Source organism: Devosia sp. (assembly GCF_030689745.1).
Classification (GTDB): Bacteria; Pseudomonadota; Alphaproteobacteria; order Rhizobiales; family Devosiaceae; genus Devosia; species Devosia alba.
Map to the genome: position 1 here is coordinate 1 of NZ_JAUYGL010000014.1, position 25,457 is coordinate 25,457.

General features: G+C 58.9%; 18 protein-coding genes and 1 tRNA gene. 1 reads left to right on the plus strand and 18 read right to left on the minus strand.

Annotation, left to right across the window (positions count from 1 at the left end):
• From rpoC to secE, 8 genes are all read right to left on the minus strand, one after another.
• A partial coding sequence (rpoC, locus tag Q8O80_RS01250) for a DNA-directed RNA polymerase subunit beta' (protein ID WP_305576092.1) occupies window positions 1-2,049 on the minus strand: 2,049 nt, incomplete at its 3' end.
• Between the two features lie 79 nt (window positions 2,050-2,128).
• On the minus strand, window positions 2,129-6,271 hold the full coding sequence (gene rpoB / locus Q8O80_RS01255) for a DNA-directed RNA polymerase subunit beta (RefSeq protein ID WP_305576094.1): 4,143 nt from the start codon (window positions 6,269-6,271) through the stop codon (window positions 2,129-2,131).
• Window positions 6,272-6,621: 350 nt separating this feature from the next.
• Window positions 6,622-6,993 carry a 50S ribosomal protein L7/L12 gene (gene rplL / locus Q8O80_RS01260; RefSeq protein ID WP_305576096.1) on the minus strand — a complete coding sequence of 124 codons (372 nt, stop codon included), beginning with the start codon at window positions 6,991-6,993 and terminating at the stop codon, window positions 6,622-6,624.
• 67 nt (window positions 6,994-7,060) lie between these two features.
• Window positions 7,061-7,582: a 50S ribosomal protein L10 gene (gene rplJ / locus Q8O80_RS01265; protein ID WP_305576098.1), complete on the minus strand. Its 522-nt coding sequence runs from the start codon at window positions 7,580-7,582 to the stop codon at window positions 7,061-7,063.
• Between the two features lie 311 nt (window positions 7,583-7,893).
• Window positions 7,894-8,580, minus strand: coding sequence for a 50S ribosomal protein L1 (rplA, locus tag Q8O80_RS01270; RefSeq protein WP_305576100.1), 687 nt, complete (start codon window positions 8,578-8,580; stop codon window positions 7,894-7,896).
• 3 nt (window positions 8,581-8,583) lie between these two features.
• On the minus strand, window positions 8,584-9,012 hold the full coding sequence (gene rplK / locus Q8O80_RS01275; protein ID WP_305576102.1) for a 50S ribosomal protein L11: 429 nt from the start codon (window positions 9,010-9,012) through the stop codon (window positions 8,584-8,586).
• 172 nt (window positions 9,013-9,184) lie between these two features.
• Window positions 9,185-9,715 carry a transcription termination/antitermination protein NusG gene (nusG, locus tag Q8O80_RS01280; RefSeq protein ID WP_305576104.1) on the minus strand — a complete coding sequence of 177 codons (531 nt, stop codon included), beginning with the start codon at window positions 9,713-9,715 and terminating at the stop codon, window positions 9,185-9,187.
• Between the two features lie 41 nt (window positions 9,716-9,756).
• Window positions 9,757-9,951 carry a preprotein translocase subunit SecE gene (secE, locus tag Q8O80_RS01285; protein ID WP_305576106.1) on the minus strand — a complete coding sequence of 65 codons (195 nt, stop codon included), beginning with the start codon at window positions 9,949-9,951 and terminating at the stop codon, window positions 9,757-9,759.
• Window positions 9,952-10,191: 240 nt separating this feature from the next.
• On the opposite strand from secE, the gene Q8O80_RS01290 reads away from it, so the two are divergent.
• Window positions 10,192-10,473 carry a hypothetical protein gene (locus Q8O80_RS01290; protein ID WP_305576108.1) on the plus strand — a complete coding sequence of 94 codons (282 nt, stop codon included), beginning with the start codon at window positions 10,192-10,194 and terminating at the stop codon, window positions 10,471-10,473.
• A 57-nt stretch (window positions 10,474-10,530) separates the two neighbouring features.
• On the opposite strand, the gene Q8O80_RS01295 is transcribed toward Q8O80_RS01290, so the two are convergent.
• The 10 genes from Q8O80_RS01295 to Q8O80_RS01340 form a co-directional block, all read right to left on the minus strand.
• Window positions 10,531-10,606, minus strand: a tRNA-Trp gene (locus Q8O80_RS01295).
• A 76-nt stretch (window positions 10,607-10,682) separates the two neighbouring features.
• On the minus strand, window positions 10,683-11,075 hold the full coding sequence (locus Q8O80_RS01300; protein WP_305576110.1) for an MAPEG family protein: 393 nt from the start codon (window positions 11,073-11,075) through the stop codon (window positions 10,683-10,685).
• Between the two features lie 164 nt (window positions 11,076-11,239).
• Window positions 11,240-12,427 carry an MFS transporter gene (locus Q8O80_RS01305; protein ID WP_305576112.1) on the minus strand — a complete coding sequence of 396 codons (1,188 nt, stop codon included), beginning with the start codon at window positions 12,425-12,427 and terminating at the stop codon, window positions 11,240-11,242.
• 829 nt (window positions 12,428-13,256) lie between these two features.
• Window positions 13,257-13,694, minus strand: coding sequence for a hypothetical protein (locus tag Q8O80_RS01310; RefSeq protein WP_305576114.1), 438 nt, complete (start codon window positions 13,692-13,694; stop codon window positions 13,257-13,259).
• Window positions 13,691-14,089, minus strand: coding sequence for an OmpA family protein (locus Q8O80_RS01315; RefSeq protein ID WP_305576116.1), 399 nt, complete (start codon window positions 14,087-14,089; stop codon window positions 13,691-13,693). The genes Q8O80_RS01310 and Q8O80_RS01315 overlap by 4 nt, the downstream gene beginning before the upstream one ends.
• A 116-nt stretch (window positions 14,090-14,205) precedes the next feature.
• Window positions 14,206-14,634 (minus strand): very short patch repair endonuclease, encoded by a 429-nt coding sequence (locus tag Q8O80_RS01320; protein WP_305576118.1) that lies wholly within the window; start codon window positions 14,632-14,634, stop codon window positions 14,206-14,208.
• 5 nt (window positions 14,635-14,639) lie between these two features.
• Entirely contained in the window at window positions 14,640-20,093 is a 5,454-nt protein-coding gene (locus Q8O80_RS01325) for an ATP-binding protein (RefSeq protein ID WP_305576120.1), read from the minus strand.
• Window positions 20,090-21,601 (minus strand): hypothetical protein, encoded by a 1,512-nt coding sequence (locus Q8O80_RS01330; RefSeq protein ID WP_305576122.1) that lies wholly within the window; start codon window positions 21,599-21,601, stop codon window positions 20,090-20,092. Before Q8O80_RS01330 ends, Q8O80_RS01325 begins: the two co-directional genes overlap by 4 nt.
• Entirely contained in the window at window positions 21,598-23,709 is a 2,112-nt protein-coding gene (locus tag Q8O80_RS01335; RefSeq protein ID WP_305576124.1) for a hypothetical protein, read from the minus strand. The genes Q8O80_RS01330 and Q8O80_RS01335 overlap by 4 nt, the downstream gene beginning before the upstream one ends.
• 9 nt (window positions 23,710-23,718) lie before the next feature.
• Window positions 23,719-25,047, minus strand: a complete 1,329-nt coding sequence (locus tag Q8O80_RS01340) for a DNA cytosine methyltransferase (protein ID WP_305576126.1) — start codon at window positions 25,045-25,047, stop codon at window positions 23,719-23,721.
• Between the last annotated feature and the right edge of the window lie 410 nt (window positions 25,048-25,457).

The following is a 25,457-nucleotide window of genomic DNA, read 5'->3' on the forward strand; positions in this document are numbered from 1 at the left end:
CTTGTTGTACTTTTCGCCCTGAGTGATCAGGCCGTCATTGTACTGCTGCTCGAACTCTTCGACCTGCTTACGCGCCGCTTCCACGATGGTGTACTTGGAAGCCGGGATAACCATGTCGTCCTTGCCGAACGAAATGCCGGCATCACAGGCGTTCTTGAAGCCCAGCTGCATGACTCGGTCACAGAAGATCACGGTCTCTTTCTGACCGCAGCCACGGTACACCGTGTCGATCATCTTGGAGATCATCTTCTTGGTCATCAGCTGGTTGGCCGTCGAGAACGGCACCTTGGCGCTCTTGGGCAGGATCTGCCCAATCAGCATACGGCCGGGGGTCGTTTCCACGATCTCGGTCGTTTCATTGCCGTCCGCATCAAACGAGCTGACACGGCCTTTGATCTTGCTGTGCAGCGTGACCACCTTGGTGTCGATGGCATGCTCGAGCTCGGCGATCGAGCCGAATGCCATGCCTTCACCTGGCTCGTTCTCGTTCATCAGCGAGAGGTAGTACAGACCCAGCACGATGTCCTGGCTCGGCACGATGATCGGCTGGCCATTGGCAGGATGCAGGATGTTGTTGGTCGACATCATCAGCACGCGCGCTTCCAGCTGCGCTTCGAGCGACAGCGGAACGTGCACGGCCATCTGATCGCCGTCAAAGTCGGCGTTGAAGGCCGAGCAGACGAGCGGATGCAGACGAATGGCCTTGCCTTCGATCAGGATCGGCTCAAACGCCTGAATGCCAAGACGGTGCAGTGTCGGCGCGCGGTTCAGCAGCACTGGATGCTCGCGGATCACCTCGTCCAGGATATCCCAGACTTCCGGCTTTTCCTTCTCGACCAGCTTCTTGGCCTGCTTCACCGTCGAGCTGAAGCCCTTGGCTTCCAGACGCGAATAGATGAACGGCTTGAACAGCTCGAGCGCCATCTTCTTGGGCAGACCGCACTGGTGCAGCATCAGGTTCGGACCCACGGTGATGACCGAACGACCCGAATAGTCGACGCGCTTGCCGAGCAGGTTCTGACGGAAGCGGCCCTGCTTGCCCTTGAGCATGTCGGACAGCGACTTCAGCGGACGCTTGTTGGCACCGGTGATCGTACGGCCACGACGGCCGTTGTCGAACAGGGCGTCAACGGCTTCCTGGAGCATGCGCTTTTCGTTGCGGATGATGATGTCAGGAGCGCGCAATTCAATAAGCCGCTTCAACCGGTTGTTCCGGTTGATCACGCGACGGTACAGATCGTTCAGATCGGACGTAGCAAAGCGGCCGCCATCCAGCGGCACCAGCGGGCGCAGCTCGGGCGGAATGACCGGAATGATGGTCATGATCATCCATTCGGGCTTGTTGCCCGACACGATGAACTGCTCGACGATCTTGAGGCGCTTGGCCAGCTTCTTTGGCTTCAGCTCGGTGGTGGACTCGGCAATCTCCACACGCAGGTTCGCCGCAATCTTTTCCAGATCGAGCGCCAGCAGGATATCGCGAATGGCTTCGGCGCCGATCTTGGCGGTGAAACTGTCGGCACCGTATTCGTCCTGTGCATCCAGGAACTGCTCTTCATTGAGCAGCTCGTGCTGGGTGAAGGGCGTCAGACCGGGATCGAGGATAACGTAGTTCTCGAAATACAGGATGCGCTCAATGTCCTTGAGCGTCATGTCGAGCAGCAGCGCGATGCGCGACGGCAACGACTTCAGGAACCAGATGTGGGCAACCGGCGCAGCGAGTTCAATATGCCCCATGCGCTCGCGACGAACGCGGCTCAGGGTGACTTCAACACCGCACTTTTCGCAGATGACGCCCTTGAACTTCATGCGCTTGTACTTGCCGCACAGGCACTCATAGTCCTTTACGGGGCCAAAGATGCGCGCGCAGAACAGGCCATCGCGTTCAGGCTTGAACGTGCGATAGTTGATCGTTTCGGGCTTCTTGATCTCGCCATAGGACCAGGAAAGGATCTTCTCTGGCGAGGCAATCGAGATCTTCATCTGATCGAAGGTCTGCACGGGAACCGCCGGGTTGAACGGGTCCATGACGTGGGAATGATGGTTCATCAATTCTCTCCTCTATCCGTTCCTGCCGCGATGTTGCCGCGGCAGGAACGGAAAATGAATGGGGGTAGGAAGTGCCGGATTACTCCGCCGCTTCCTGAGGAGGTGCGAGCTCCGCTTCGGCCTGTTCGGCGCCGCCTTCGATCTCGCGCATGTCGAGTTCGACATTGAGACCGAGAGAACGGATTTCCTTGACCAGAACGTTGAAGCTTTCGGGGATGCCCGCTTCGAACGTATCGTCGCCACGCACGATGGCTTCGTAGACCTTGGTACGACCGGCAACGTCGTCCGACTTGATGGTAAGCATTTCCTGCAGCGTATATGCCGCGCCGTAGGCTTCCAGAGCCCACACTTCCATCTCGCCGAAGCGCTGACCGCCGAACTGCGCCTTGCCGCCCAGTGGCTGCTGGGTGACCAGCGAGTACGGGCCGATCGAGCGCGCGTGGATCTTGTTGTCCACAAGGTGGTCGAGCTTGAGCATATAGATATACCCAACCGTCACCTGGCGATCGAACTGCTCGCCGCTACGGCCGTCATACACTGTCGACTGACCCGAGGCCTTCAGCCCTGCCCGCTCCAGCATCACCACAATGTCGGCTTCCTTGGCGCCGTCGAACACCGGGGTCGCGATCGAGACACCATTGGAGAGGTGCTCGCCGAGACGAACCATGCCGTCGTCGTCAAGATCGGTGATGGATTCATCACCGGCAAACAGGTCCTGGATTTCCAGGCGCAGTGGCTTGAGATCACCATTGCGATGATAGGCGCGAACCATCTCATCGATCTTGCGACCCATGCCGGCACAAGCCCAGCCCAGATGCGTTTCGAGGATCTGACCAACGTTCATGCGCGAGGGCACACCCAGCGGGTTCAGCACGATGTCGACCGACGTACCATCTTCGAGATAGGGCATGTCTTCGATCGGCACGATGCGAGATACTACGCCCTTGTTGCCGTGACGGCCGGCCATCTTGTCGCCTGGCTGGATCTTGCGCTTGGTAGCGATGAAGACCTTGACCATCTTCATCACGCCCGGTGGCAATTCGTCACCGCGCTGCAGCTTGTCCACCTTGTCGATGAAGCGCTGCTCAAGCAGTCGGCGGCTCTCTTCATACTGCGCATGAAGGGCTTCCATCTCGGTCATGACCTTGTCGTCATCAACCGCAAACTGCCACCACTTCGAACGCGGCTGTGCCTCAAACATCTGGTCGTTGAGCTTGGTGCCCACAACATAGCCCTTGGGGCCCGCTGTCGCGGCCTTGCCAAACAGCATTTCCTTGAGACGCGCGTAGACGTTGCGGTCCAGGATCGACTGTTCGTCGTCACGGTCCTTGGCGAGACGTTCGATTTCCTCGCGCTCGATAGCCATGGCGCGCTCGTCCTTGTCGATTCCGTGGCGATTGAACACGCGCACTTCAACAACAGTACCAGCATCACCCGGCGGCACGCGCAGGGAGGTGTCACGCACGTCAGAGGCCTTTTCGCCAAAGATCGCACGCAGCAGCTTTTCTTCCGGCGTCATCGGCGATTCACCCTTGGGGGTGATCTTGCCGACGAGGATATCGCCCGGTGCCACTTCGGCACCGATATGCACGATGCCGGCTTCGTCCAGGCTCTTCAGCGCTTCTTCCGACACGTTCGGAATGTCGCGGGTGATTTCCTCGGGACCAAGCTTGGTATCGCGGGCCATCACTTCATATTCCTCGATGTGGATCGAGGTGAAGACGTCATTCATCGCAATCTTTTCAGACAGCAGGATGGAGTCTTCGAAGTTGTAGCCGTTCCAGGGCATGAACGCGACGAGCACGTTGCGGCCCAGCGCCAGATCACCCAATTCGGTTGACTGACCATCAGCAATGATGTCGCCAGCATTGATGTGATCACCAACCACCACCAGCGGACGCTGATTGATGCAGGTTGACTGGTTCGAGCGCTGGAACTTCATCAGATTGTAGATGTCGACGCCGGACTTTGACGCATCGGTTTCTTCGGTTGCCCGGATAACGATACGTGTGGCGTCCACCTGGTCGACGATACCCTTGCGCTTGGCAACGATGGCGGCGCCGGAATCGCGGGCCACAATCGCTTCCATGCCGGTACCGACAAACGGGGCATGCGCCCGCAGCAGCGGCACAGCCTGACGCTGCATGTTCGAGCCCATCAGCGCCCGGTTGGCGTCGTCGTTCTCGAGGAACGGGATCAGCGAGGCGGCAACCGACACCATCTGCTTGGGGGAAACGTCCATCAGATCGACGTTTTCCTTGGGCGTCAGGCCGTTATCACCGGCGTGGCGTGCCACCACCAGATCGTGCTCAAGCTCAAGCTTGTCGTTGAAGGTCACGTTGGCCTGAGCGACGTAGTGCTTGGCCTCTTCCATGGCGGAGAGATAGACCACGTCATCGGTCAGCTTGCCGTTGACGATCTTGCGGTACGGGGTCTCGATGAAACCGTACTTGTTGACGCGGGCAAAGGTCGACAGCGAGTTGATCAGACCAATGTTGGGACCTTCGGGGGTCTCAATCGGGCAGATCCGGCCGTAATGGGTCGGATGCACGTCGCGCACTTCAAAACCGGCGCGTTCACGGGTCAGACCACCAGGCCCAAGCGCCGACAGACGGCGCTTGTGGGTGATTTCCGACAGCGGATTGGTCTGGTCCATGAACTGGCTGAGCTGGCTCGAGCCAAAGAACTCACGCACTGCGGCAGCAGCCGGCTTGGCGTTGATCAGATCCTGCGGCATGACCGTGTCGATTTCGACCGAGCTCATGCGCTCCTTGATGGCGCGTTCCATGCGCAGCAGGCCGAGACGATAGGAGTTTTCCATCAGCTCGCCCACAGAACGCACCCGACGGTTGCCGAGATTGTCGATGTCGTCGATTTCACCGCGACCATCGCGCAGGTCGACCAGCGTGCGGACAACCTCAACAATGTCTTCCTTGCGCAGCGTGCGCATGGTGTCGGGCGCATCGAGCTCGAGGCGCATGTTCATCTTGACGCGGCCGACGGCGGACAGGTCATAGCGCTCGCTGTCAAAGAACAGCGACTGGAACATGGCTTCGGCGGTGTCGACGGTGGGCGGCTCGCCCGGGCGCATGACGCGGTAGATGTCGAACAGCGCATCTTCGCGCGTCTCGTTCTTGTCCACGGCCAGCGTATTGCGGATATAGCCGCCAATGCTGACGTGATCGATATCGAGGAGCGGCAGTTCGTCAAAGCCGAGTTCAACCAGCGTCTCGAGGTTCTTCTCGTCGAGCTCGTCGCCTGCCTCCATATAGACCTCGCCGGTCTTCATGTTGATCAGGTCTTCAGCGACATACATGCCATAGAGATCTTCATCGACGGCCAGCAAATGGGTCAGGCCGTCATCGGCCAGCTTCTTGGCCTGACGGACCGAGAGCTTCTTGCCCGCTTCATGCACCACGTCGCCGGTCTTGGCGTCGATCAGGTCCTGGCTTGGCTTGGCATTCTTCATCTTCTCGGCGTCGTAGGGCTTCTGCCAGCCCGATGCCGTCTTGGTGAAGGTGAGCGTATTGTAATAGGTCGACAGGATCTCTTCGGTGTCCATGCCGAGCGCCTTGAGCAGGCTGGTCACGGGGATCTTGCGGCGACGATCGATACGCGCGAACACCACGTCCTTGGCATCAAACTCGATATCGAGCCAGCTACCACGGTAGGGAATGATGCGGCCAGCAAACAGCAGCTTGCCCGACGAATGGGTCTTGCCCTTGTCGTGGTCAAAGAACACGCCTGGCGAACGATGCATCTGCGAAACGATGACGCGCTCGGTGCCATTGACGATAAAGGTGCCGTTCGACGTCATGAAGGGCATGTCGCCCATATAGACGTCCTGCTCCTTGATGTCCTTGACCGAGCGGGCGCCGGTCTCTTCATCGACTTCAAACACGATCAGGCGAAGTGTCACCTTGAGCGGGGCAGCGAACGTGATGTCGCGCGCACGGCACTCATCGATGTCGTATTTCGGCTGCTCGAATTCGTACTTCACGAATTCGAGAGATGCGGTGTTGGAGAAGTCAGTGATCGGAAAGACCGAACGGAACACGGACTGAAGCCCCTCATCGGGACGGCCAGCTTTTGGCTCGTCGACGAGAAGAAACTGATCATAGGAGGCCTTCTGGACCTCGATCAGATTGGGCATCTCCGTGACTTCGCGAATGGACCCGAAGGACTTGCGTACCTTGCGGCGGCCGTTGAACGTGGTAGCCATGAAAGCTCCTGTTTCTTGTGCGATTGTCTCGGAGGCAGATATCCAAAGATCCGACTATCAGCCGTCGGGTCTCGGGATATTTGCCCTTCAAATTTTCTCAGGCTGAATGATGTCTCATCGTGCAATTCCAACCCAAGGAAAGGCATCGGTGCGAAAACGCCAAATACCTCCAGGCCAGCAGCCGGGAGGTCTAACGGACGTCAGCGCACCTCAGACATCAAATTCTTCATATATTCCGCAAATTGGCGCCAGGGACCTATCCAACCGGTCCGGCGAATCATCTCGTAGAGACGAAGTAGCGAGATGGCACATAACGCGCCATCTCGCAAGTTTCAAGGGCAGTGGCAGAACTACTTGAGTTCGACCTTGGCGCCAGCGGCTTCCAGCTTCTTCTGAATGTCTTCAGCTTCAGCCTTGTTGACGCCTTCCTTGACGGCCTTGGGCGCAGCTTCAACAAGCGCCTTGGCTTCGCCCAGGCCCAGACCGGTGATGGCACGGACTTCCTTGATGACGTTGATCTTGTTTTCGCCAAACGAGGCGAGGATCACGTCAAATTCGGTCTTTTCTTCAGCAGCTGGAGCAGCAGCGCCGCCAGCGGCAGCAACAGCAACAGGAGCGGCGGCGGAAACGCCCCACTTCTCTTCCAGCATCTTCGACAGTTCCGAAGCTTCCAGAACGGTCAGGGCAGACAGGTCGTCTACGATCTTGGCGAGATCAGCCATTTGATAAATCTCTCTTTTTTACGTGTTCAGTTCAAACCAAAGTGGTCCCTTGCGAGGACCGATGGGGTTACGCTGCTTCGTTGCTCTTTTCCGCATGCGCGGCCAAAACGCGGGCAATGCCGCCAGCCGGTGCCACGATGACCGATGCGATACGCGTAGCGGGCTGCTTGAGCATCCCGGCAAGCGTGGCGCGCAGTTCATCCAGCGACGGCATGGTCGACAGCGCCTTGATGTTTTCGGCATCAAGAGCGGTCTTGCCCATGGCGCCACCAAGAACGACGTATTTCGCGTTCTTTTCAGCAAACTTTGCCGCAATCTTGGGCGCAGTCATGGGGTCGGCCGCATAAGCGATGACGATCGGGCCTACGAGTAGGCTCGACATGTCCGCATTGTCGGTTTCTTTAAGAGCAAGCTTGGCAAGACGGTTTTTAGCGATCTTGACGAAACCACCGGCGCTCTTCACCTCGCGACGAAGAACCTCCAGATTGGCTACGGTCAGACCGGTATTCTGCGCAAGTACGATCGACCCAGCGCCCGTTAGGGCTGACTGAAGCGATGCGACAAGCTCACGCTTTTCCGCTCTTTCCACTGCTAGTCTCCACATTTAGCCCGACGAAAGTCAGTCGGGCCATTGCCAATTGCTGCCCTCCGGTCTCCTATAAAGGAGGAGAGGAGCAACGGTTACACGCCTGTCAACCGTGCTGCCCGAAAGGGCAACTGGCCTGGTTCGAACCGCCACCCTGCCCTTGCGGACAAAATTTCGGTCTTCACCCCATCTATGCTGGCATCTTGCGACATTAAGCCAACCCAAATTGGCTGGCACCGGCAGTCTCGGACAGGACTTGTTGCCGCCCCGAAGAGCGACAAAAACCGGGCGATCGAAACCGCCCGGAATTGGAATTACATCGCCGAGGCGGGCTCGACATGCACGCCCGGGCCCATAGTCGAGGACACGGCAACGCGCTTGACATAGGTGCCCTTGGCACCCGCTGGCTTGGACTTCATCACCGCATCGGTGAAGGCCTTGATGTTCTGCAGCAGGGCTTCTTCCGAGAACGACACCTTGCCAACGCCAGCATGCAGGATGCCGGCCTTTTCAACGCGGTATTCCACGGCGCCGCCCTTGGCAGCCTTGACGGCCCCGGCAACGTCAGGAGTAACCGTGCCGACCTTGGGGTTTGGCATCAGATTGCGTGGGCCCAGGATCTTGCCCAGGCGACCGACCAGCGGCATCATATCAGGCGTTGCAATGCACCGATCGAAATCGATCTTGCCGCCCAAAATGGCTTCCATCAGGTCTTCGGCACCAACGATGTCAGCACCAGCCTTGCGGGCTTCATCAGCCTTGGCGTCCTTGGCGAACACGGCAACGCGCACGGTCTTGCCAGTGCCATTGGGCAGGTTGACCACGCCGCGGACCATCTGGTCAGCGTGGCGGGGATCAACGCCCAGATTGATGGCGATTTCGATGGTTTCGTCAAACTTGGCTGCGGCGCGCGACTTGACCATCTTGATGGCTTCATCGAGCTTGTACAGCTTGTTGCGATCGATGCCCTCGCGGGCTGCGGTGAGTTTCTTACCAGCCATTTATCAGCCCTCGACCTGAATGCCCATGGAACGGGCAGAGCCGGCAATCATCGATGCAGCAGCGTCGATATTGTCAGCGTTGAGATCCTTCATCTTCTTTTCGGCAATATCACGCAGCTGAGCCTGGGTGATGGTGCCAACCGATTCCTTGCCGGGCAGCTTGCTGCCGGCCTTGAGGTTGACGGCCTTCTTGATGAAGTAGGTTACCGGCGGCTGCTTCATCACAAAGGTGAAGCTCTTGTCGGCATAGGCAGTGATCACGACTGGAATGGGCGCACCCTTTTCCACTTCCTGCGTGGCGGCATTGAACGCCTTGCAGAATTCCATGATGTTCAGACCGCGCTGACCCAGTGCTGGGCCGATTGGCGGGGATGGTGTTGCGGAACCCGCAGGCACCTGGAGCTTTACGTAGCCAACGATTTTCTTTGCCAATTCCGTCTCCTATTCGTGGCCACAATCGGCCGGGTAGGCGCCAACTAGTTAAAGCCGGCTAGACACCGTGGTCTGAGGTGGAACTGGTGCTGGCAGTGCACCATCCTCTACCACAGTTTCTGCACCCGGCCAGAGCCGGGCATATTCCGGCTCACACCGGAATTCTTGAGTGTCAGACCTTTTCGACCTGACTGTATTCGAGCTCCACCGGGGTGGGACGACCAAAGATCGACACTTCCACCTTGAGGCGGGCGCGCTCTTCGTCGACTTCTTCCACCACGCCATTGAAGCTGGCGAACGGACCGTCCGAAACGCGGACATTCTCGCCCACTTCGAACGATATCGATGGCTTGGGATGCTCAACGCCTTCCTGCACCTGCTGCAGAATGGCCTGGGCCTCCTTCTCCGAAATCGGCATCGGCTTGTTGTCCGAACCGAGAAAGCCGGTAACCTTCGGGGTGTTCTTGATCAGATGGAACGCCTCGTCGGTCATGTCCATCTTCACCAGCACATAGCCCGGGAAGAACTTGCGTTCAGCATCGACCTTGCGGCCGCGACGGATCTCCACGACCTTTTCGGTCGGCACGATCACGTCTTCAAACAGATGGTCAAGCTTCTTTTGCGCAACCTTCTGGCGGATGTCTTCCGCCACCTTGCGCTCGAAGTTCGAGTAAGCTTGAACGATATACCAGCGCATGGCCATAAAGCGTCGCCGCTCCTAGATGTTGTGTGTCCGAGACCCGACTAGCGGATCGAAAGCATCAGCCCGACAAGCCAAGAAATGAGCTGATCGGCTGCGAGAAAAAACAGGCTGGCGGCCAGCACCAACACGATCACCATAATCGTGGAGATCAGGACTTCGTTTCGCCCCGGCCAGATGACTTTGGAAACTTCCTGCCGCGTCTGCTGCAGGAACTTGATTGGGTTCTTCACGGCCATCAACGAATCTACTCTTTGGTGTTTTGGTGCAAAACCAAAGGCCGCGCAGGAATCCCGCACGGCTGGAATGTGGGTTTCTAGAGAAACTCCCGGTCAAATGCAACAGCCCACCCGCACAATTTGCCCGACGGGAAAACCCTGCTGATGAACGACGCCTGCAGGGCGGCGTGATTCGTCCTTGATTCGGCATGGCTACGGGACTTAAATGGGTCTGGAACGTGTGACGAATGGAGGCGTGCCATGACTGCAGGTACCGCGTCGTTCGAAGTAAAGGCCTGTGAAATCGCTTTTTACGCCCCCCACCCGACCATTGAGGGGCGGGTAACGGGTGTCGTGCGGGTCCGCATTGAAGAACACTTCATGGGCAATATCAGCCGCTATGCCCTTGATCTCAAGGTGAAAGCCGATGTGCCAAGCGCAACGGCCGACCAGGTACGCACGGCGTTGCTGGCTCATGCGGCCCATCAGCTCAACCGGCTAAAGGCCCGTCATTCCGACAGGATGCCAACCGCCGCTGAATAGAATTTGCGGCGGCAGGCCGGAATTGCTGGATGTGTTGGATATATTGGTTTGAGTGCCTGGCAGGGGCTGGGGGACTCGAACCCACGACCCTCGGTTTTGGAGACCGATGCTCTACCAACTGAGCTAAACCCCTTCAGACGAGGCTGTGTCTAAATGTAAAGCGGGCGCTTCGCAAGACCCTTCCCAACCTCAATGCCCACTTCCCGGCCCTAAGCCCAGATATGGGGCAGCAAGGGCAGTGCCATGAGTACCAGACCGCCCAGCGCCACTGTGAAGCTGATCGACCGCCAGGGCGACAAAGCGGCCATGTAGCACACCACGTGCCCTGCCCGCCCCAGCAGGTAAAGCATTGCCCCGGCCAGGCTGACCCAGCCCTGCTCGCCCAGCACAATCGCCAGCACGGCGAACACCAGAAATATCGGCAGCGTTTCCTGCAGATTGCCCAAGGCCCGCCGCGCCCTTGCCAGTTGCAGACTTGGCTCGGGAAGGTTATCGCGCGGCCCCATCTGCGCCTGCGGCCCGACCTGCTGGGTCAAATAATAGCCCGGCAGGAAAACCTGCACCAGCAAGAGCAGCAGCACGAGAAAGATGAGCGCCAGCATTGATCAACCTTGTCACGTTGGGAGTGTATGAGAATAGTCACGTCGCGCGGCCTTGAACAGATCACCCCGTGCGAATGGCGTACAGCGTCGTGTTTTGCACCAGCGAGACAGACCGGGCCGCTATGGCGTCAGCCCGATTGAACCAGCACTGAATGCGGGCCCCTTCAGGCGACCGACCAGTAACCCGGCTCACCGCGGCGACCAAGCCAGAGAATCGCCAGCCCCGCCATGGCCAGCCAGGGCAGCAGCGCCAGGTTGAGATTTTGCCAGCCAATGGTGTTTTGCAGCACACCAGCGCTGAGTGAAGCGAACAGGCCAACCACGAAGATGGTAAAGTCATTGGTTGCCTGCGCCTTGCCCTTTTCGGCGGTGCTATAGGCGCGGGTCAGCAGATTGGTGCCACCGATATAGAGAAAATTCCAGCCTACCCCCAACAGCACCAGGGCGGCGCTGAATGAATAGAACCCCGTGCCGGACAGGGTGATCAAGACGTGACAGGTGAGCAGAACAACGCCGGCGAGCATGATCTGCAACACGCCGAAGCGGGCAATCAGCGAACCGGTGAAGAACGACGGCAGGAACATGCCGAGCACGTGTAACTGGATGACCGTGGCCGTGGCGCCCAGACCATGATTGTGGTGCACCATGGCCAGCGGGGTCGCCGTCATCGCCAGGATCATGACGCCATAGCCGATTGTCGCGCCAAACAGCGCCACCAGATAGATCGGCTGCCGCACGATGTCGATGAGCGGTCGAGCCGAGGCCCGTTCATCGGCGGTATCGAGCGCCTTGGGAACATTGACGCCAAGCAGCACACCCACTGCCAGCAGGGAGGTGAGGGCCAGGAACAGGAACGAGGCAGTGTAGGCCGGTTGCAGCAGGTCGCCACCCAGCCGGGCCAGCAGCGGCCCTACCAGCGCGGCGACGACCCCGCCAGCCAGCACCAGCGATATGGCGCGCGGCTTGAAGGCGGTGTCGGCAACTTCAGCGGCGGCAAAGCGATAGAACTGGGCGAAGCCCTGATAGGCGCCAGCCAGAAACGTGCCGAGACAAAGCAGCAGCAATGAGGAGGTGAGCATGCCCGCAGCCGCCAGCAAACCGCCCAAAGTGCCCAGGCTGGCGCCGGCAATGAACCCGACCCGGCGCCCGACCCGAGCCATCCACATCGATGCCGGCACGGTTGCCACCGCAGTGCCAAGGAACATGGTGGCGATCGGCGCCGTCGCCCATTCCGGTGATGGCGCCAGGATACTGCCGGCCAACGCGCCAATGGTCATCACCAGCACCGACACGATCTGAAACAGCGCCTGCGCCGTGGCCAGCAGGAAGACTTGTCGGTGCATGGCTTGCATGGTTGCGTTTTCTCCGTTTGGGATGGTCAAGGCACGGCGGCTTACCCTGCGGCCACCCCATTCGGGCCTGCCGTCTTGCAGGCATTAGTCTTGAACTCTTGCGCCCGCAACTGGGATCCGCGACGACTTAGGTGCTTCGCGCAAAATGCCGGCCTACCTGCCGGATGCAGATGGTCGCCAGGCTGCCAGCGCGGCGATTACCGCACCAAGCAATATCGCCCCAATGCCCGTTCGGCTTTACCCATGCTCACCGCCAATAAATTGGCGATGGTACCGGCCGATTCAGATCAGTCGGCACACAGCGTTTCCGCACCCGGGAATGCGACCCAAAGGCGTTACGGTTGCATGCCACAACAATCGGCTAGACCATTGATTTATTTGATAAAAGAGATTTGGCTGGGGAACCTGGATTCCATATGAGAACTAGTTCTCACAGTAAGCCGTTGAAAATGCTAAGTAAAAGTCGATCCCAAAAACGCTTGTGTGTAAGGTTGAGTGGCAGTCTGTGTGAAAGTTCCACCCAATCGGGAATGTAGTCAAGTGTCCACTCCAATGCCGGTCACTGTGCACTAGAAGTCGTGGCAGGGTTGCTCAATCGAAAGGCAGCGAGCCATCGGCTCGAGGTGCAGGCACTGGAATGTTGTCTCTCTGAAACATTGCGGTCATGGCTGACATGACTGCATCGCCCCCACTGCTAGTCACGCCATCCGCCACCATGCGCTGGAGATCACCAGCATCGGCCTCGGTGTCGCCCATCGGCCAAAGTGCCGAAGTCGCTAAACGCCGCTTGCGCTGCATGAGGCTATGCAACAGGCAGTCGAAAGAGTGCTCACGAAATCCAGGGTGAATGGACATGGGCACGTGCACGCTGACTGGCCAAAGCGGCGGTGTGTGCCGCGCCAGGCTCATAGCTGCCGATAAACACGGCAACCATGGTGTTGAGGAACGTTCGGTGATCGCTGCTTTCGATTTCCTCGCAGTAAAACTTCCGCAGGGCCGACAGGTCAGTCCGCTCACGACGATCCTGATCAAACAGGGCAACGGCAGCCGTGGTGACGAGCGACATCCTTGTGTCGCTCCAGTCGCCCGTTTCCAATAGCATTAGCATCTCCTGGACGAGTCGCTCCCGATCTCGCTCTGGCGGTTCAACCACCACATCCGGCCATCTGGCCAGGATTCGATCGGTGGTCGACGCCAACCTATTGATCGCCGCCAGCGCCATTGGTTGAAAGCTTGCCGGCTTGGCTAGGAAGCGCGTGAGGCTCATGGGCTCTCCAATTCAACGCCGGCCTGCAGCTCGTTACGAATGCGCTCGATTTCTTCCGAACTGCCAGGCGTGAACATGATGATGCGCAAATCGATGCGGCGGTTGGTGGAGCGCCCTTCGGATGTCTCGTTGTCAGCAATCGGTCGCATCTTGCCGTATCCAGCGACGGAAAGCACAGGTTGTTCGCGGTAATTTTGGTGGCTCACCAGATCGCGCTGGTTGCCCGCCATTTCCGCATAGGTGGTGTTGGCGCGTTCAGTAGATAACCGAAGATTGGAGATATCAGCACCGGTGGAGTCGGTATGTCCCTCTATTTGTACTGCCTCGATAATCACTCCGTTGGGGTTGCAGCCGGTGTCCCAGGCAGAAAGTGGCCCAAGCGTGTAGCAGGGCAAAATCTCGTTCAGGCGAGCGGCAATGCGCTGGACGACCAGAACGGTTCACATCTAATCAGGACGAAATCTAACGGCTTAGTAGCGGCTGGAAAGGAGCAGATTGCTTGACAGCTCATTCAACGAGAAGCGCCTTTGATCTCCTCGCCAAGTGAAATCGCCTTGGCGGTCACCTTCGCGAATGAAGCCAGCTCACATTCCCACGCGACGAGTACCTGCCATCCCGCGGCTTCCAATTGATCAATCACAACCGCGTCCCGGCGAACATTGCGGTCGAACTTTTCGACCCAGAATTTGGTATTCGACTTAGGCGTGGTCGCCACCTTGCAACCCTCGTGCCGGTGCCAGAAGCATCCATGAACCAAGATCACGGTGTGGTACGTCGGGAGGATGATATCGGGCTTCCCGGGAAGCCGGCGCCCGTGCAACCTGAATCGAAACCCAAGGCGGTGGAGTGCCTTCCGCAGGGTAACCTCGGGGAGGGTATTGGCCGATCGGATCCGAGACATACGTTCAGATCGTTGGGCCGGTGTAAGGGTGTCCACCACGCTTGTCAGGCCCCGTCCTTGCCCCTCAGCGCATCCAGCTCAAAGAACGGCAAGCCCCGGACTACCTCGCCGGAAACATCAAACGACTTGTATAGGCACTGGTGTACTTGGAGCGACTTTACTCGTTCTGCCATCTCAGCGGCGCTGCTCGTCAGCCCCAGCGCGGACAACTCAGCAGGCGTAACGTTGGGGACCTTGTGGATGAACCAAGTAAGCAGCGGCTCGCGATAGTCCGTCGCGTTCACCTTGAAATGCCGTAAGTATTGGGAGGCAAGGATAACGCCGGTCCCGAACTCCCGGCCTTGCAGGAGTAGTTTGCGCAGCACGTCAAACTCATACCGCATGATATTGTCGGCTTCGTCGACCAGCAGATAGGAATCGACAGCGCGAAGCTGGGGATCGCTACCAATGAAAGAGCGTTTGGGCGTCCGTAGCATGTTCTCGTAAAACATATTTAGCATGACCGCGACAAGCATGTTCTTGCTGCGATCGTCCTGGCCCAAGGCATCTAGCGAGATAACCACTACGCCATCCAGAAACTCGTCGAATGGCTTTGTATCGCTAGTCTTGGCAGCAAATACCTCCATATCTACGAGGTCGTCGATGATCGACATGGGCGCGTCAGACTTGCCATCTAACAACTCGGCATAAGCAGCATGAACATCATAAAGCGTGGGTTGTTGCCCATGTGGGCATGCGTCATACGCAGCACGGACCGCCCGCTTGAGCTTGTCGCGTTGCACGGGCCCGATGCCAGAATAGATCTTGTCTAGAACGTCAGCAAAGAAACGGAACCGATCAAGCCACGGCGCCGGTGCATCGCCAATCTCGCTCGTGTCGAACAAGTTGAGCGGTAGTTTGTATGGCTTCACAACGCGCGCGCCAGTCGCCTTGACGAACTCGTCACTGCTATAATCGCGCTTGTAGTCAAAGATCAGAAAGCGTGGTCGGATCCCACGGTTGGCGGCTGACGCGTCTGAGATCTGCATTATCAGCGACTTCAACAGTTGCGTTTTTCCCGTGCCCAGATCGCCGACCACGCCCATGTTGAGTTGGTTTAATCGGGTATCAGAAATATTTAAACGGACATCGCCGGGTCGAAAGCTGTCAACGGTGGTGCCGATCGAGAGCACAATCCCGGCGGGAGCTTCGTCGGGGATGGAGCCACCGGGCGTTTGCTCGAGGAGAATTGGCCGCACTTCTTCCACTCTAGTCCCCGTTGGCGCCTCGGATGTAGCTTCAGCCTGCAAATCCGCACCAGATTGCACAAGATTGGCGGTGAACGTTCTGTCGGACGGGAACAAATCCCACTGACCCACCCTGGCTCGGACACTTTCGTAGAAGGCCAGCGGGTCGCCGGCGATAACCTGTCCCGCGTCGGTGCTTCCGATCGTGATTGTCTCTTCAAAACCGTCGTCGTCACGGTCGCGCACGCCGCTGCGTGGACTATCGTCCACGATTATCAGACGTCCATGCTGGTCGACCGAAATGCACGGCCGAGGGTCGAGAATGGCGGACGCTATGCGCTCATGGAGGGACGCCCATTGTGCCTCTCGGCCGACCACATCTGGATGCTGGCTATAGACTCGCATTCCAAAACCGATAATCGAAAGCAGCAGGTGTTGGAAACCAAGCTTCCAGGCAACAGGCTGGCCCTCGTGTGGGAGCATACTCGTCAAGAGCCGAGAGAACGTTCGGGCTTGCTCCAATGCCTCATCCACCTCCGATGGTGGGAAGATAGAGCCTGGCCGGCATTTCACCTCGATAGGCGTGAGATGGATCTGGACTCCCTCTAGCCCCAGCTTGACGCCGACCACCAAAAAATCGGGGCGCGATAAAGAGCCATCGTTTTTATCCTTGCCCAGGGATTTAGCCAGATCGGAGAAATACCCCCGAAAGGGATCGACCGGCACAATTATGCACACGGTAACGTCCTCGCCAGTGCCATCGATCACGGACAGGAGGCTTTCGCCAATATTTGATAACCGAAAGCGATCCTGCAGCAATCGAACGGCCACGAACATGCCGAGGTCGCCAGTTGCTCCGGCATTATCGCCAGCAAGGCCCCTAATCGTCGGTATTCCCCGGCGAGCGATCTCAAGCAGGACATCCTGAACTTGATCAGGGTCAATTGCTGCGCATCCTGGAAGGCGCGCGAGCGCCTTTGACAGGGCTTCGAGATCCGCCTGCTTGACCCGCGACAACAGGTAGTAACCATTGGTATCGCCCGCCCGATGGGAATAGGACGGCATATCGTAATCCCAAAGGTAGGCGTCCTCCAGCCATCCCCCTAAAAAGCAGGCGGGATCGATCGCTGAAGACGAAACCGCGACGAAGTCAGTCCGGCGTGTTTCAAGCATGTCGCGCACGGCGTTGACATTCGGAGCGAACCGCATGCCGGTGCGACGGTCGCCAAGGCTTTCCATAGAGCCGACACAGGCAGCGACCTTGTCGGCAAGTACGTCGCCGGAGGTCGACCCCGCCACGGATTGGCGTGTCTCGCTCAGGAACGCGCCAGGAAGCTGCCGCCGCACTCGATGTCGAAGCAAGCCACCGTAGCCGAGTGGGGATCGACCAGAAACAGGCGAGGCGCTGGGCTCCGACATGTCGAGCTGGGCGATGATCCCGAGATCGGGACGAGCGCGTGGTGGTTGGCCATCGAACCATCGCACGCTATTTCGAGTATCCTCCGACAGGTTGGCTATCGTTGCATCATCAGGCCGCGAGTCATCATTCCGGTGGTCGTAAATCTCGACAAAACGCGGCCCGGCCGCCCGGCGTGGAGCGCGGCCTTCGCCATCTCGGTACCGATCCGAGCACCAGCTGATAAGCCCCTCGTTGCAGGCATCCGTTGTGCCGCCAGCACTAGCGACCACGACGCCTATCACCGGCTTTGCCGATAGTAGCCCCGAGACGTCTTCCATCGCACGAGCGACCTGAGCGGCGCTAAATCCGACGGAAATACCACCGACCGAAATGCCGAAGGCGTCGCCGAAGGGGGCAATTTTCGACCGGCTAGGAAGGCGACCAAGTCGGTCCCCATTCCACAGAACGGACCAATAGTCGCTGCCATTTTCTACGGCAAGAAAATCGACTTTCTCTATGCCGCCAGGGGATCGAAGCGAAAGCGTCAGGAGGTCTGGGACGCAGTCTGGATCGAGGACACTTACGGCCGGACACGGATTGCCGCCAGCCTCAGCCTCTAGCAGGACGCCCTGGGCAACCGTGTGCCATGCAAGGCGCAGCGGATGGAGCGGCGACAGCACGATAGCATCCGGAATCCGTGAGATGGTTCTGCGGTCATCCTCCAGCGAGGTGACGATACCAACGTCGACCCAGCATGCAACGTCGGGGTCTGCGACAAGCCATGCTTGGTAGGCGTCCAGATATTGCTCGATGAGGGCCCGGAAGCTCTCGTCGCTTGCGAGCCACCTTCCGAGCTCAGCCGACTCAGTCAGCCCGGTTTGGTCGCCAGTGCCACGAATGCGCCCCGCTAGTTGCTCCCGCGCTACCACGAAACCCATTGGCGGTTGGAAATCGGCGGCGTCCGGACGCGGATCTTGCAGGAAACGTCCCGTGGAGAATAGTGGTCCGGTGCCAGTGCCCCATGTTGGCTGCACCCAGGCATCGACGTAGTCATCGGCGAGCACTATTGGGAGGTAGGATCTCCCGGCAGAGTCCTCGGACAGCATCCAATCCTGCAGGCTCGACGCTCGGGCGGTCCGGTTCAGCTGGACAACCGGCTTCGCCTCCAAGGGCTCGATCAACCGACGATTTGCTCGGATCAATCTTTCAAACTCACTCCGGCAGCCCCGCTCGACGACATCTTCGACCGCGAGGAATACCCTGCAAGTCTCGTGCGAAACCGAGCCATCCGACACCGGCCGGCTAAAACCAATGTCAACCTGATAGTTCGTTTCTGCTTCGACTTCGACCTGATGGAATCCCTCCCGCACGGAACGGACGACAAGCTGCTGGGTGGCGTTGATGCCATTCAAGCCATCTTGGGCATCGTCGGCGGTCCCCATCGCTAGGGCATCTACTTCAACCCCTGGCGACGTGAATACCAAAAGTTCATACCGACCGCTGCCGGGCAGGACTAAGCTCGTCTCCAGTTCGGGCGCGCCCTTGGCGCGACGCGCTGGTTTGCGCGGTGGCGTCAGCTTGCGTGCGAGCCGGCAGGCGATGAAAATACCAGGCGCCCAGGTGGCAAGCGACACGACCTTGATCGCGCCGGGCTTGAAGCCGTCTGCGAAAGCCGCGTACCGAAGGGGCGTCTTGTGGCTTGGCGGCGCCTGATCGAGGTAAACGGCCTCTTCGTCACCAACCCGGACCTCCGATAGCTTGTTGCCCTTGCCGCGCTCGATCGAGACCGCGGTACCCCTCGCGTCCGGGCCGACTGTCTCGAATGTCAAAGCAACATTGCTTTGGACGAGGATGGGCATGCCCTTGCCAAGCGGAACGATGGCATTTGAGCAGCCCATCCGGATATCGCCCTGCGCGGTGGCATCCTCGGTCAGTAGCTCAGACCACTTTTCAGCTGTTAGGGCTCTCCACCAATCGGGGGCGACCGGCATATCCAAGCCACTTTCTGGAGCATAAAAGGCAGCCGTCGCTCGTTCGAATGCCGTTGGAAGGTCGCACGTCTCACGCAAATGGCGGAGGAACATATCGAGATGGTGACTATCTTCTTCGTTGGCATTTTCCTGCGCACGTCGAATGCCGGGTGTGAACCCATCGGACATGGCATCAGCGATTTTCTCCAGAACCGCCACTTGCTCCCGAGAGGATACCGTACCGTCACGCATCGGCGGCATCCCGCAGGCAAGGCTGACTTGCTCGGCAGGCGTGAGGCCAGCTAGGCCCGGCGTCGCCGAGAACAGGCGCGAGAGTACCTTCCAGGCGGCGGCACGCTGGGTTCTCTCGGCATCCATTTCATCCGCGGCAGAGGCCGCCCTGCCAACCAAAGTGCGCGCATCGTCGCGCTGCTGCTGTTCCAGTATCCCTGCTTGCCTAATGCCGACGCGTACCAGTTCCTGGATAAACTCGTCTCCCCACCAATCCTCGAACGGTACGTTGCCCCCATTGTTGGCGGCCGCCACTCCAAACTCATCGGTCGTTGACGTCACCGATCGCATGCTGTGCTGGCCTGGCGGGACAAGGGCCAGAAACGTCGGCTGCGAGGGTGAATTGCGAAGGTTCAGCAAATGGGTATCGTCGCAACGACCAGACACGCCGACAGGCGGATTCTCCTCGCCCGCCGACAAGCTTGGCAGTTGAAGCAAGATAGGCACCCGCGGACTAACGCCTTCATCGGCATTTAGGAGGTCGAATACCTCGGTCAGGACTTCCTTCTGGGGTCCGTGGAATATCAGGCGCACCTCGTCCCGATCGTCGGCAGAGGAGTTCGAAAGCTTGTCGCGAATTAGGTCCGCGATAGTGGATGCCAAGCGTTTCATGCGGTTGATTCCTGGCGGTTGGGAAATGGCGGCACGAGCAGCATCCCGCTTTCAGCATCTGGGCTATCGAGCACCAACCCCAGCATGCGCAATTGATGGCCAAGGTCGTTCGTAGCGATATCCCTATAGTCGACAATCGCCCCATATCGAGCCAGATGTTGCGACAGGCGGCGCACCGACCGAGGACCTGTCGTGCCCGCCAATGAGCAATGCACCAGCGCCAGTACGCTGACTGGTCCCAGCCCAACAACCCAGGGACTCGAATTGCTCGTGCCGCGCTTTCGCAGTGAAAAGCCCTGATCATAGCCGCGCAGGACGGGGTTGGCGGCCTGTCGCTGCCCGAGGACATGGCGAGCGAACTCCATGATGTTCGAGCCAATTCCTTTCTTGCATAACAGCGTTCGGGTCTCGCGTTCGGATACGTCTGCCAATACATCACGGAGCCCAGTTGTCTCCACGGCACTAGCCTTTACCCGGACAAGCTCGCAGACTTCAGCGACGGCCGCGGCCGATGACAGGGAGGTTACCTCGACACCGGCTGCCTGCAGCGCCCACAAGGTTGCGTTGATACCTAGTCTGGCTTGGAGGAAAGCTGACGCGCGGTCCTTAATGCCTGGAAGTGCGCGGTCACCATAGGACAGGAACTGGAACGCCTTGGGGTAAATCGCCGAACGCGCGGCAGCAGCGTCGGCGGGGCCGACACCGTCGAGCGCTCCCCTGATACATTCCCATGATTTAGCATGAACTTCGCACAGCCACGCCACGTGCGCTACTGCGGCGAGCCTAACGATCGCCTCGAGAAGACTCGTCCATTGTCGACGGGTCATCGAACCCTTGGCGGAGATGATGGAGCCTAAGTCACGAACGAATTGTCGCGCCGGATAGTCGAGGCCGTCCCGGTCCGCTGGGTCGAGAATAGATTGCTCGCCAGGGTCAACGATCGACCAGGCTGGTTGGGGCGACCAAGCTTCGATCTCAGCTTGAAGGAAACGAGCAAAAATGTCGTCGTCTTCGTCCACAGACAGTGCGTCGAACAAGGCCTGCCAGATCAACACAGCTGCTGCCGCGTCAGGAGATCCTAACCAGACCATGCGCCTGACTAGCGCCCCAGCTGGCCATGAATTGCTGCTCAGTCGTGCAGATCCAGAGAAAGTCGCCGCCTGAGGCACTAGCGGCGTGACCTGCAGAAACCGCTTCGAGGATTGGTTTGGAAGCTTCGGGCTCTCCAGAACCGAATGGAGCAACACGTGGAATGTGTCAGCGTCAAGAGCTGCTGCGTCTGGTTGTTGTGTTCGGTCGCGATACCGCTGGACTTCCCTGTCGAGATCACGACCGCGTTGTGGCACGGTGCGTTCGGTTGCTCCCTCTAGGCCGACGTGGCGATAGAGGGACGAAAGGATCACCTCAGAACTCGCGTATTCGGGAGCCGGCGACATCGCGAGCGCTGATTCCTGGTAAGCAGCGTGGGAGGTGCGCCAGGGCTCGTCCCTGAACTTGGATAGTGTCATCGGCTCCGAGTCTCCTTGCGCACGGCGAAGCCCGATCGCCGTTGCACGATCGACGTGCCGCTTGATCCGATCCGAATGCGGGCGCGGTCGAGGACGAGCCTGTCCCGGACGATCGGACCGGAAAGACGCGCTCGCGTCGTGTCCAACAGTGCAAGCACGGTGCGCGGAAGCGATGCGACGGACATGCCGTTCTCTAGTTCTTTAAGTGCCTTAAACAGGTCATAGGTAAGCGCAATCGGTTGCTCCGATCGGCCGTCCCCTACCTTCAAGAAGCAAATAGGGGACGCGGGCCTGCCGGTCTTCTCAGCATTAAGCGGCTGCACCGAGCGCGATGGAACGACCAGAGTGGCCCGGCGGATCATGGGCGGCAGCGGCTGGCCAAAGGTAGTCGTCAGGGAAATCTCGAAGTCATGAGTCTGATTGAGGAGCTGTTCCACCTCATGTGCCACGTCGAATAGATCGTCACCAGCTGTGTCTTCGACTACGCGCTGGAAATCCATGAGGATCGGCGCATCGAGTACGGCAGCCGTCCGGGCACCAAGCGCTCGGCGGACAAGGCGACACGCAAAATCGCGAACAAAGCGCTGGACATTGGTCGCCGATGCGGGACGCTTCCTGCGTACTCCACCGACCGACAATGCAGCGTCCAGCTTGGCAAGTCGTTCGACCAGGTCTACTTCTAGCCTCGAAAGAACCTGCAGCTTACGGATGAAGTCCAGACCTTCCAGTACCGAGCGGCTGAACCTGACGTCGAGCTCGCGCAACGCGAAGCGGGTGTTCTTTGTGGCCTGCACCTCTGTGTCTGGATCAGTGAGCGCAGGATCGAGAAGTTCGGAGAGGCCTTCGAGTGCGCTGCTGATCATAGCTGGCAGGTAAGCCGTTCGACGCGAAGACAGGAACCATTGCAGGCCCATTGCAGTGTTATCGTCTTCGAGACCAAGTTCTTTGATGTCGTGCAGAAGTGAGGGACCAGCGTCGCGCTCCCAGCGATGGAAGAGAGCATGCTGATACTGGGCCGTAACCAATTGGAAGATAGCGGTCGACTGTTCCTTCGAAGGCTTTCCGCCACGGCGCGCAGTCTCGTCCAGCCCCACAAGCTTCCCCGCCCACTCGCAGGGCTCGAGGCTGGCCTCGCGAGGTGAAACGCGGTGGCCGGCAAGCAAGTACGAGACCAAGGAGAATAGATCGCGAAAGCTCCAGCGCTTCCCGCTCGCCACTTCAAACCATCGAAGGATTTGGAGAAATGACGTTTCCTCGCGTTCTCGCGAAAGTCGTTCGCGGCTGCCGCAAAATGGACAGGAGGCGCCGCCAGCGCACGACCCTGCCGCTGGCCATTTGTTGTCATCGAGCGCAGTGCGCAAAAGGCTTCGGGCAGGTGCCTCGCCGCCCGCCAAAGGAGCAACTAGCAACGACTCCGCGTCCATGGGCCATACGGCGACGTCGGGGAAGCCGGCGAGTGGCCAGCAAGATTGGGCGTCGGGAGCCAAACTGACGGCGCGCGTCACGGCCTCGAGCAGGCGACGCGAACTTTCTCGGTCAGTGTCGATCGCCTCAATCAGCGCATCATCAAGCACTCCCCGGTTCACGCAGCACAAGTAGGCGTCCCTCGGACCAGCTGCCTGCACGGCGTCGAGTTCTTCGAGCAATATCTGGGCGGCTTGCTTACCTCCGGCATGCACTACGGCGGTAGCATCTTGCACGATCGACAAGCCCAGTTGCGGCAATCCGGGCCTTAGAACCGCAGTATCAACGCGGACGAGGCGTGGAACTACAGCGCCTTCGGGCGGGAAGAAGGATTTTCTGAGCTCGCCCTCAAGTTCGCCGTCGGCGCCCAATGCCGCGTCGAGCCAGCCCACAGTAGATTCTATCGCCTCGGTCTTGCCATTTCCCGGCCCGCCAACGAGCAACAAGATGCGTGGGGCACGACCAGGCCCGGACGCGATTGATCCAGCCCACGCTTCCAGCCGATGCAAAAGGTTTGTCTCGAACACGTCCTTGCCTGGCCGGCCACTGCTGGCATCGAATAAGCGTCGAACGCCGCCCGACCGGTTTCCGGCCCAATTCAGGAGTTGCGCCGGAAACGGCGCTACTATCACTTCCTCCTCCAAGATCCCCTCCTAGGCAGTTGCGACGGCCGGTGATCGCACCGCGCGGTCTCCGAAAAGCGACTTCTTGAGTGCAACCTCCACAAGGAGATTGCGAACAGCAATGCCGATTGCGCGAGCAAGGTAGGGGGGTACCGCATTTCCAACCTGTGTGTAGCGCGGGCATTCCTTCGTGCGTCGCTGACCACCGGTCGTGTATTTTCCCTTGAACGCAAACCAGTCCGGGAACGATTGAAGCCGAGCGGTTTCGCGAACAGTCAAAATGCGAGGTTCGCAATAATGGAGGATGTCGTCTGGGAGAGTGGTGATTGTCGGGGCGGGTTCGTTGCTTGCCATCGGATAGATCCGATGCTTTTTAAGACCGTATGTTTTACGGTTTTCGTCACTCATCCGGACCCCCCTGCGACATTCTGCGAGGATGCGGGCGAACCGTTCCCTCACATCGTCGCGGTGCCGAGCGAGGCGCATGCTATCCATTCCGCCATGGTGCCCAGCTTGCATTAGCTGCTGGTATGTAGTCGTCGGCGCGCCATATTTTACTTCGTGGAACCCACGGCCAGAATTCGGATCAGTACAGTCGATCATCTCTCGGCCAACTGTCTCCAAGTCCGACAAAGCACTTGAGGCGCTGATTGCCTCAGGAAGACCAAGCTCTTTAAGCTGAGCAAGTCGCGCTTCCTCGAGCAGCACGAACATCCGCGCGAGACCGCCGTCCAGCCATTCGCAAAGATCCTTGCGGATGCCGACTGCGATCAGGCGTGAGCGACGCTGGGGCACGCCAAACCGGGACGAATCGACGAGCATGGCCTCCATCTTGTAGCCTGCCGCATCTAGGCTATCGACGAGCTTGTCGTAGAAGGACTTGGGCTTTTCTACCTGTTCGCCAGGTATTCTTAGGTCCACGACGTTTCGCCGCGCATGGGCGACGCGCATCCCTGGTACGTTCTCAACGATAAGGGCCTGCGGTTGAAGAGCGTCCACGACCTCAACATATTTCTCGAATAGCAAGTTGCGCGGGTCATCTTCGACGCGCCGTCCTGCGAAGCTAAAGCCTTGGCAAGGAGGGCCTCCGGCCAAGACGTCGATTGCCCCCCTCAACTTAGCGAGCTCATCCTTGTGCTGAGCGAGGAGGTGTTCAATGTCCCACGCTTGCTTTGCGAGCCATTTCGGCCACTCGAAGGCGACGCTGGACGATTGATTTTCGATGAAGTTGGCCGAGAAGGTCTCGAATGCCATCGGATCGCGCTCGATAGCGAACTTGCCTTTTAGTCCCGCCTGGGACAGTCCGAGCGAAAAGCCCCCGCATCCTGCGAATAAATCGGCGAAACTATAGGGCTTCATTGGCCAAAAAATACCTCGTTGGCTTGCAGGCTACCCGGCTAGGCTAGCTTCAAGGTCCGGTTGTCCATGGCCATCAAAATAGTGTAGGCCAGGGCCTGAACTGGCGATCTTGCATCGACGTATCCGGCCCCCGAGTGAGCATAGCAACGTCGCGATGATACTACCATCGCGAAGAGTTGAGCGCACCGAAACTGCCGGTATCGGCTGCAATTTAAGGTAAAACGACTGGGAGAGACGCCGCGATACCGCGTTAGCCGAGCTGCGGCCGATCCTGCGCCGCCGGGGCATCAGAAGAATCACCTTTGAAAGTGGAATCGCTTGTAAGTGATCTGCGCTAAGGGTCCTCCGAAACAACGAGCTCCATTTTCCATCTGCCAAAGCTCAATGCTGGCTCATGCTGGGATAGAGAT

Excerpts from the sequence above, each read along its gene's own strand:
- Q8O80_RS01340 (WP_305576126.1), bottom strand. The coding sequence starts at position 25,047 with ATGAAGCCCTATAGTTTCGCCGATTTATTCGCAGGATGCGGGGGCTTT.
- Q8O80_RS01300 (WP_305576110.1), bottom strand. The coding sequence starts at position 11,075 with ATGCTGGCGCTCATCTTTCTCGTGCTGCTGCTCTTGCTGGTGCAGGTT.
- rpoB (WP_305576094.1), bottom strand. The coding sequence starts at position 6,271 with ATGGCTACCACGTTCAACGGCCGCCGCAAGGTACGCAAGTCCTTCGGG.
- secE (WP_305576106.1), bottom strand. The coding sequence starts at position 9,951 with ATGGCCGTGAAGAACCCAATCAAGTTCCTGCAGCAGACGCGGCAGGAA.
- rplL (WP_305576096.1), bottom strand. The coding sequence starts at position 6,993 with ATGGCTGATCTCGCCAAGATCGTAGACGACCTGTCTGCCCTGACCGTT.
- Q8O80_RS01310 (WP_305576114.1), bottom strand. The coding sequence starts at position 13,694 with ATGAGCCTCACGCGCTTCCTAGCCAAGCCGGCAAGCTTTCAACCAATG.
- rplA (WP_305576100.1), bottom strand. The coding sequence starts at position 8,580 with ATGGCTGGTAAGAAACTCACCGCAGCCCGCGAGGGCATCGATCGCAAC.
- Q8O80_RS01325 (WP_305576120.1), bottom strand. The coding sequence starts at position 20,093 with ATGAAACGCTTGGCATCCACTATCGCGGACCTAATTCGCGACAAGCTT.
- Q8O80_RS01290 (WP_305576108.1), top strand. The coding sequence starts at position 10,192 with ATGACTGCAGGTACCGCGTCGTTCGAAGTAAAGGCCTGTGAAATCGCT.
- nusG (WP_305576104.1), bottom strand. The coding sequence starts at position 9,715 with ATGGCCATGCGCTGGTATATCGTTCAAGCTTACTCGAACTTCGAGCGC.
- Q8O80_RS01330 (WP_305576122.1), bottom strand. The coding sequence starts at position 21,601 with ATGACACTATCCAAGTTCAGGGACGAGCCCTGGCGCACCTCCCACGCT.
- Q8O80_RS01305 (WP_305576112.1), bottom strand. The coding sequence starts at position 12,427 with ATGCAAGCCATGCACCGACAAGTCTTCCTGCTGGCCACGGCGCAGGCG.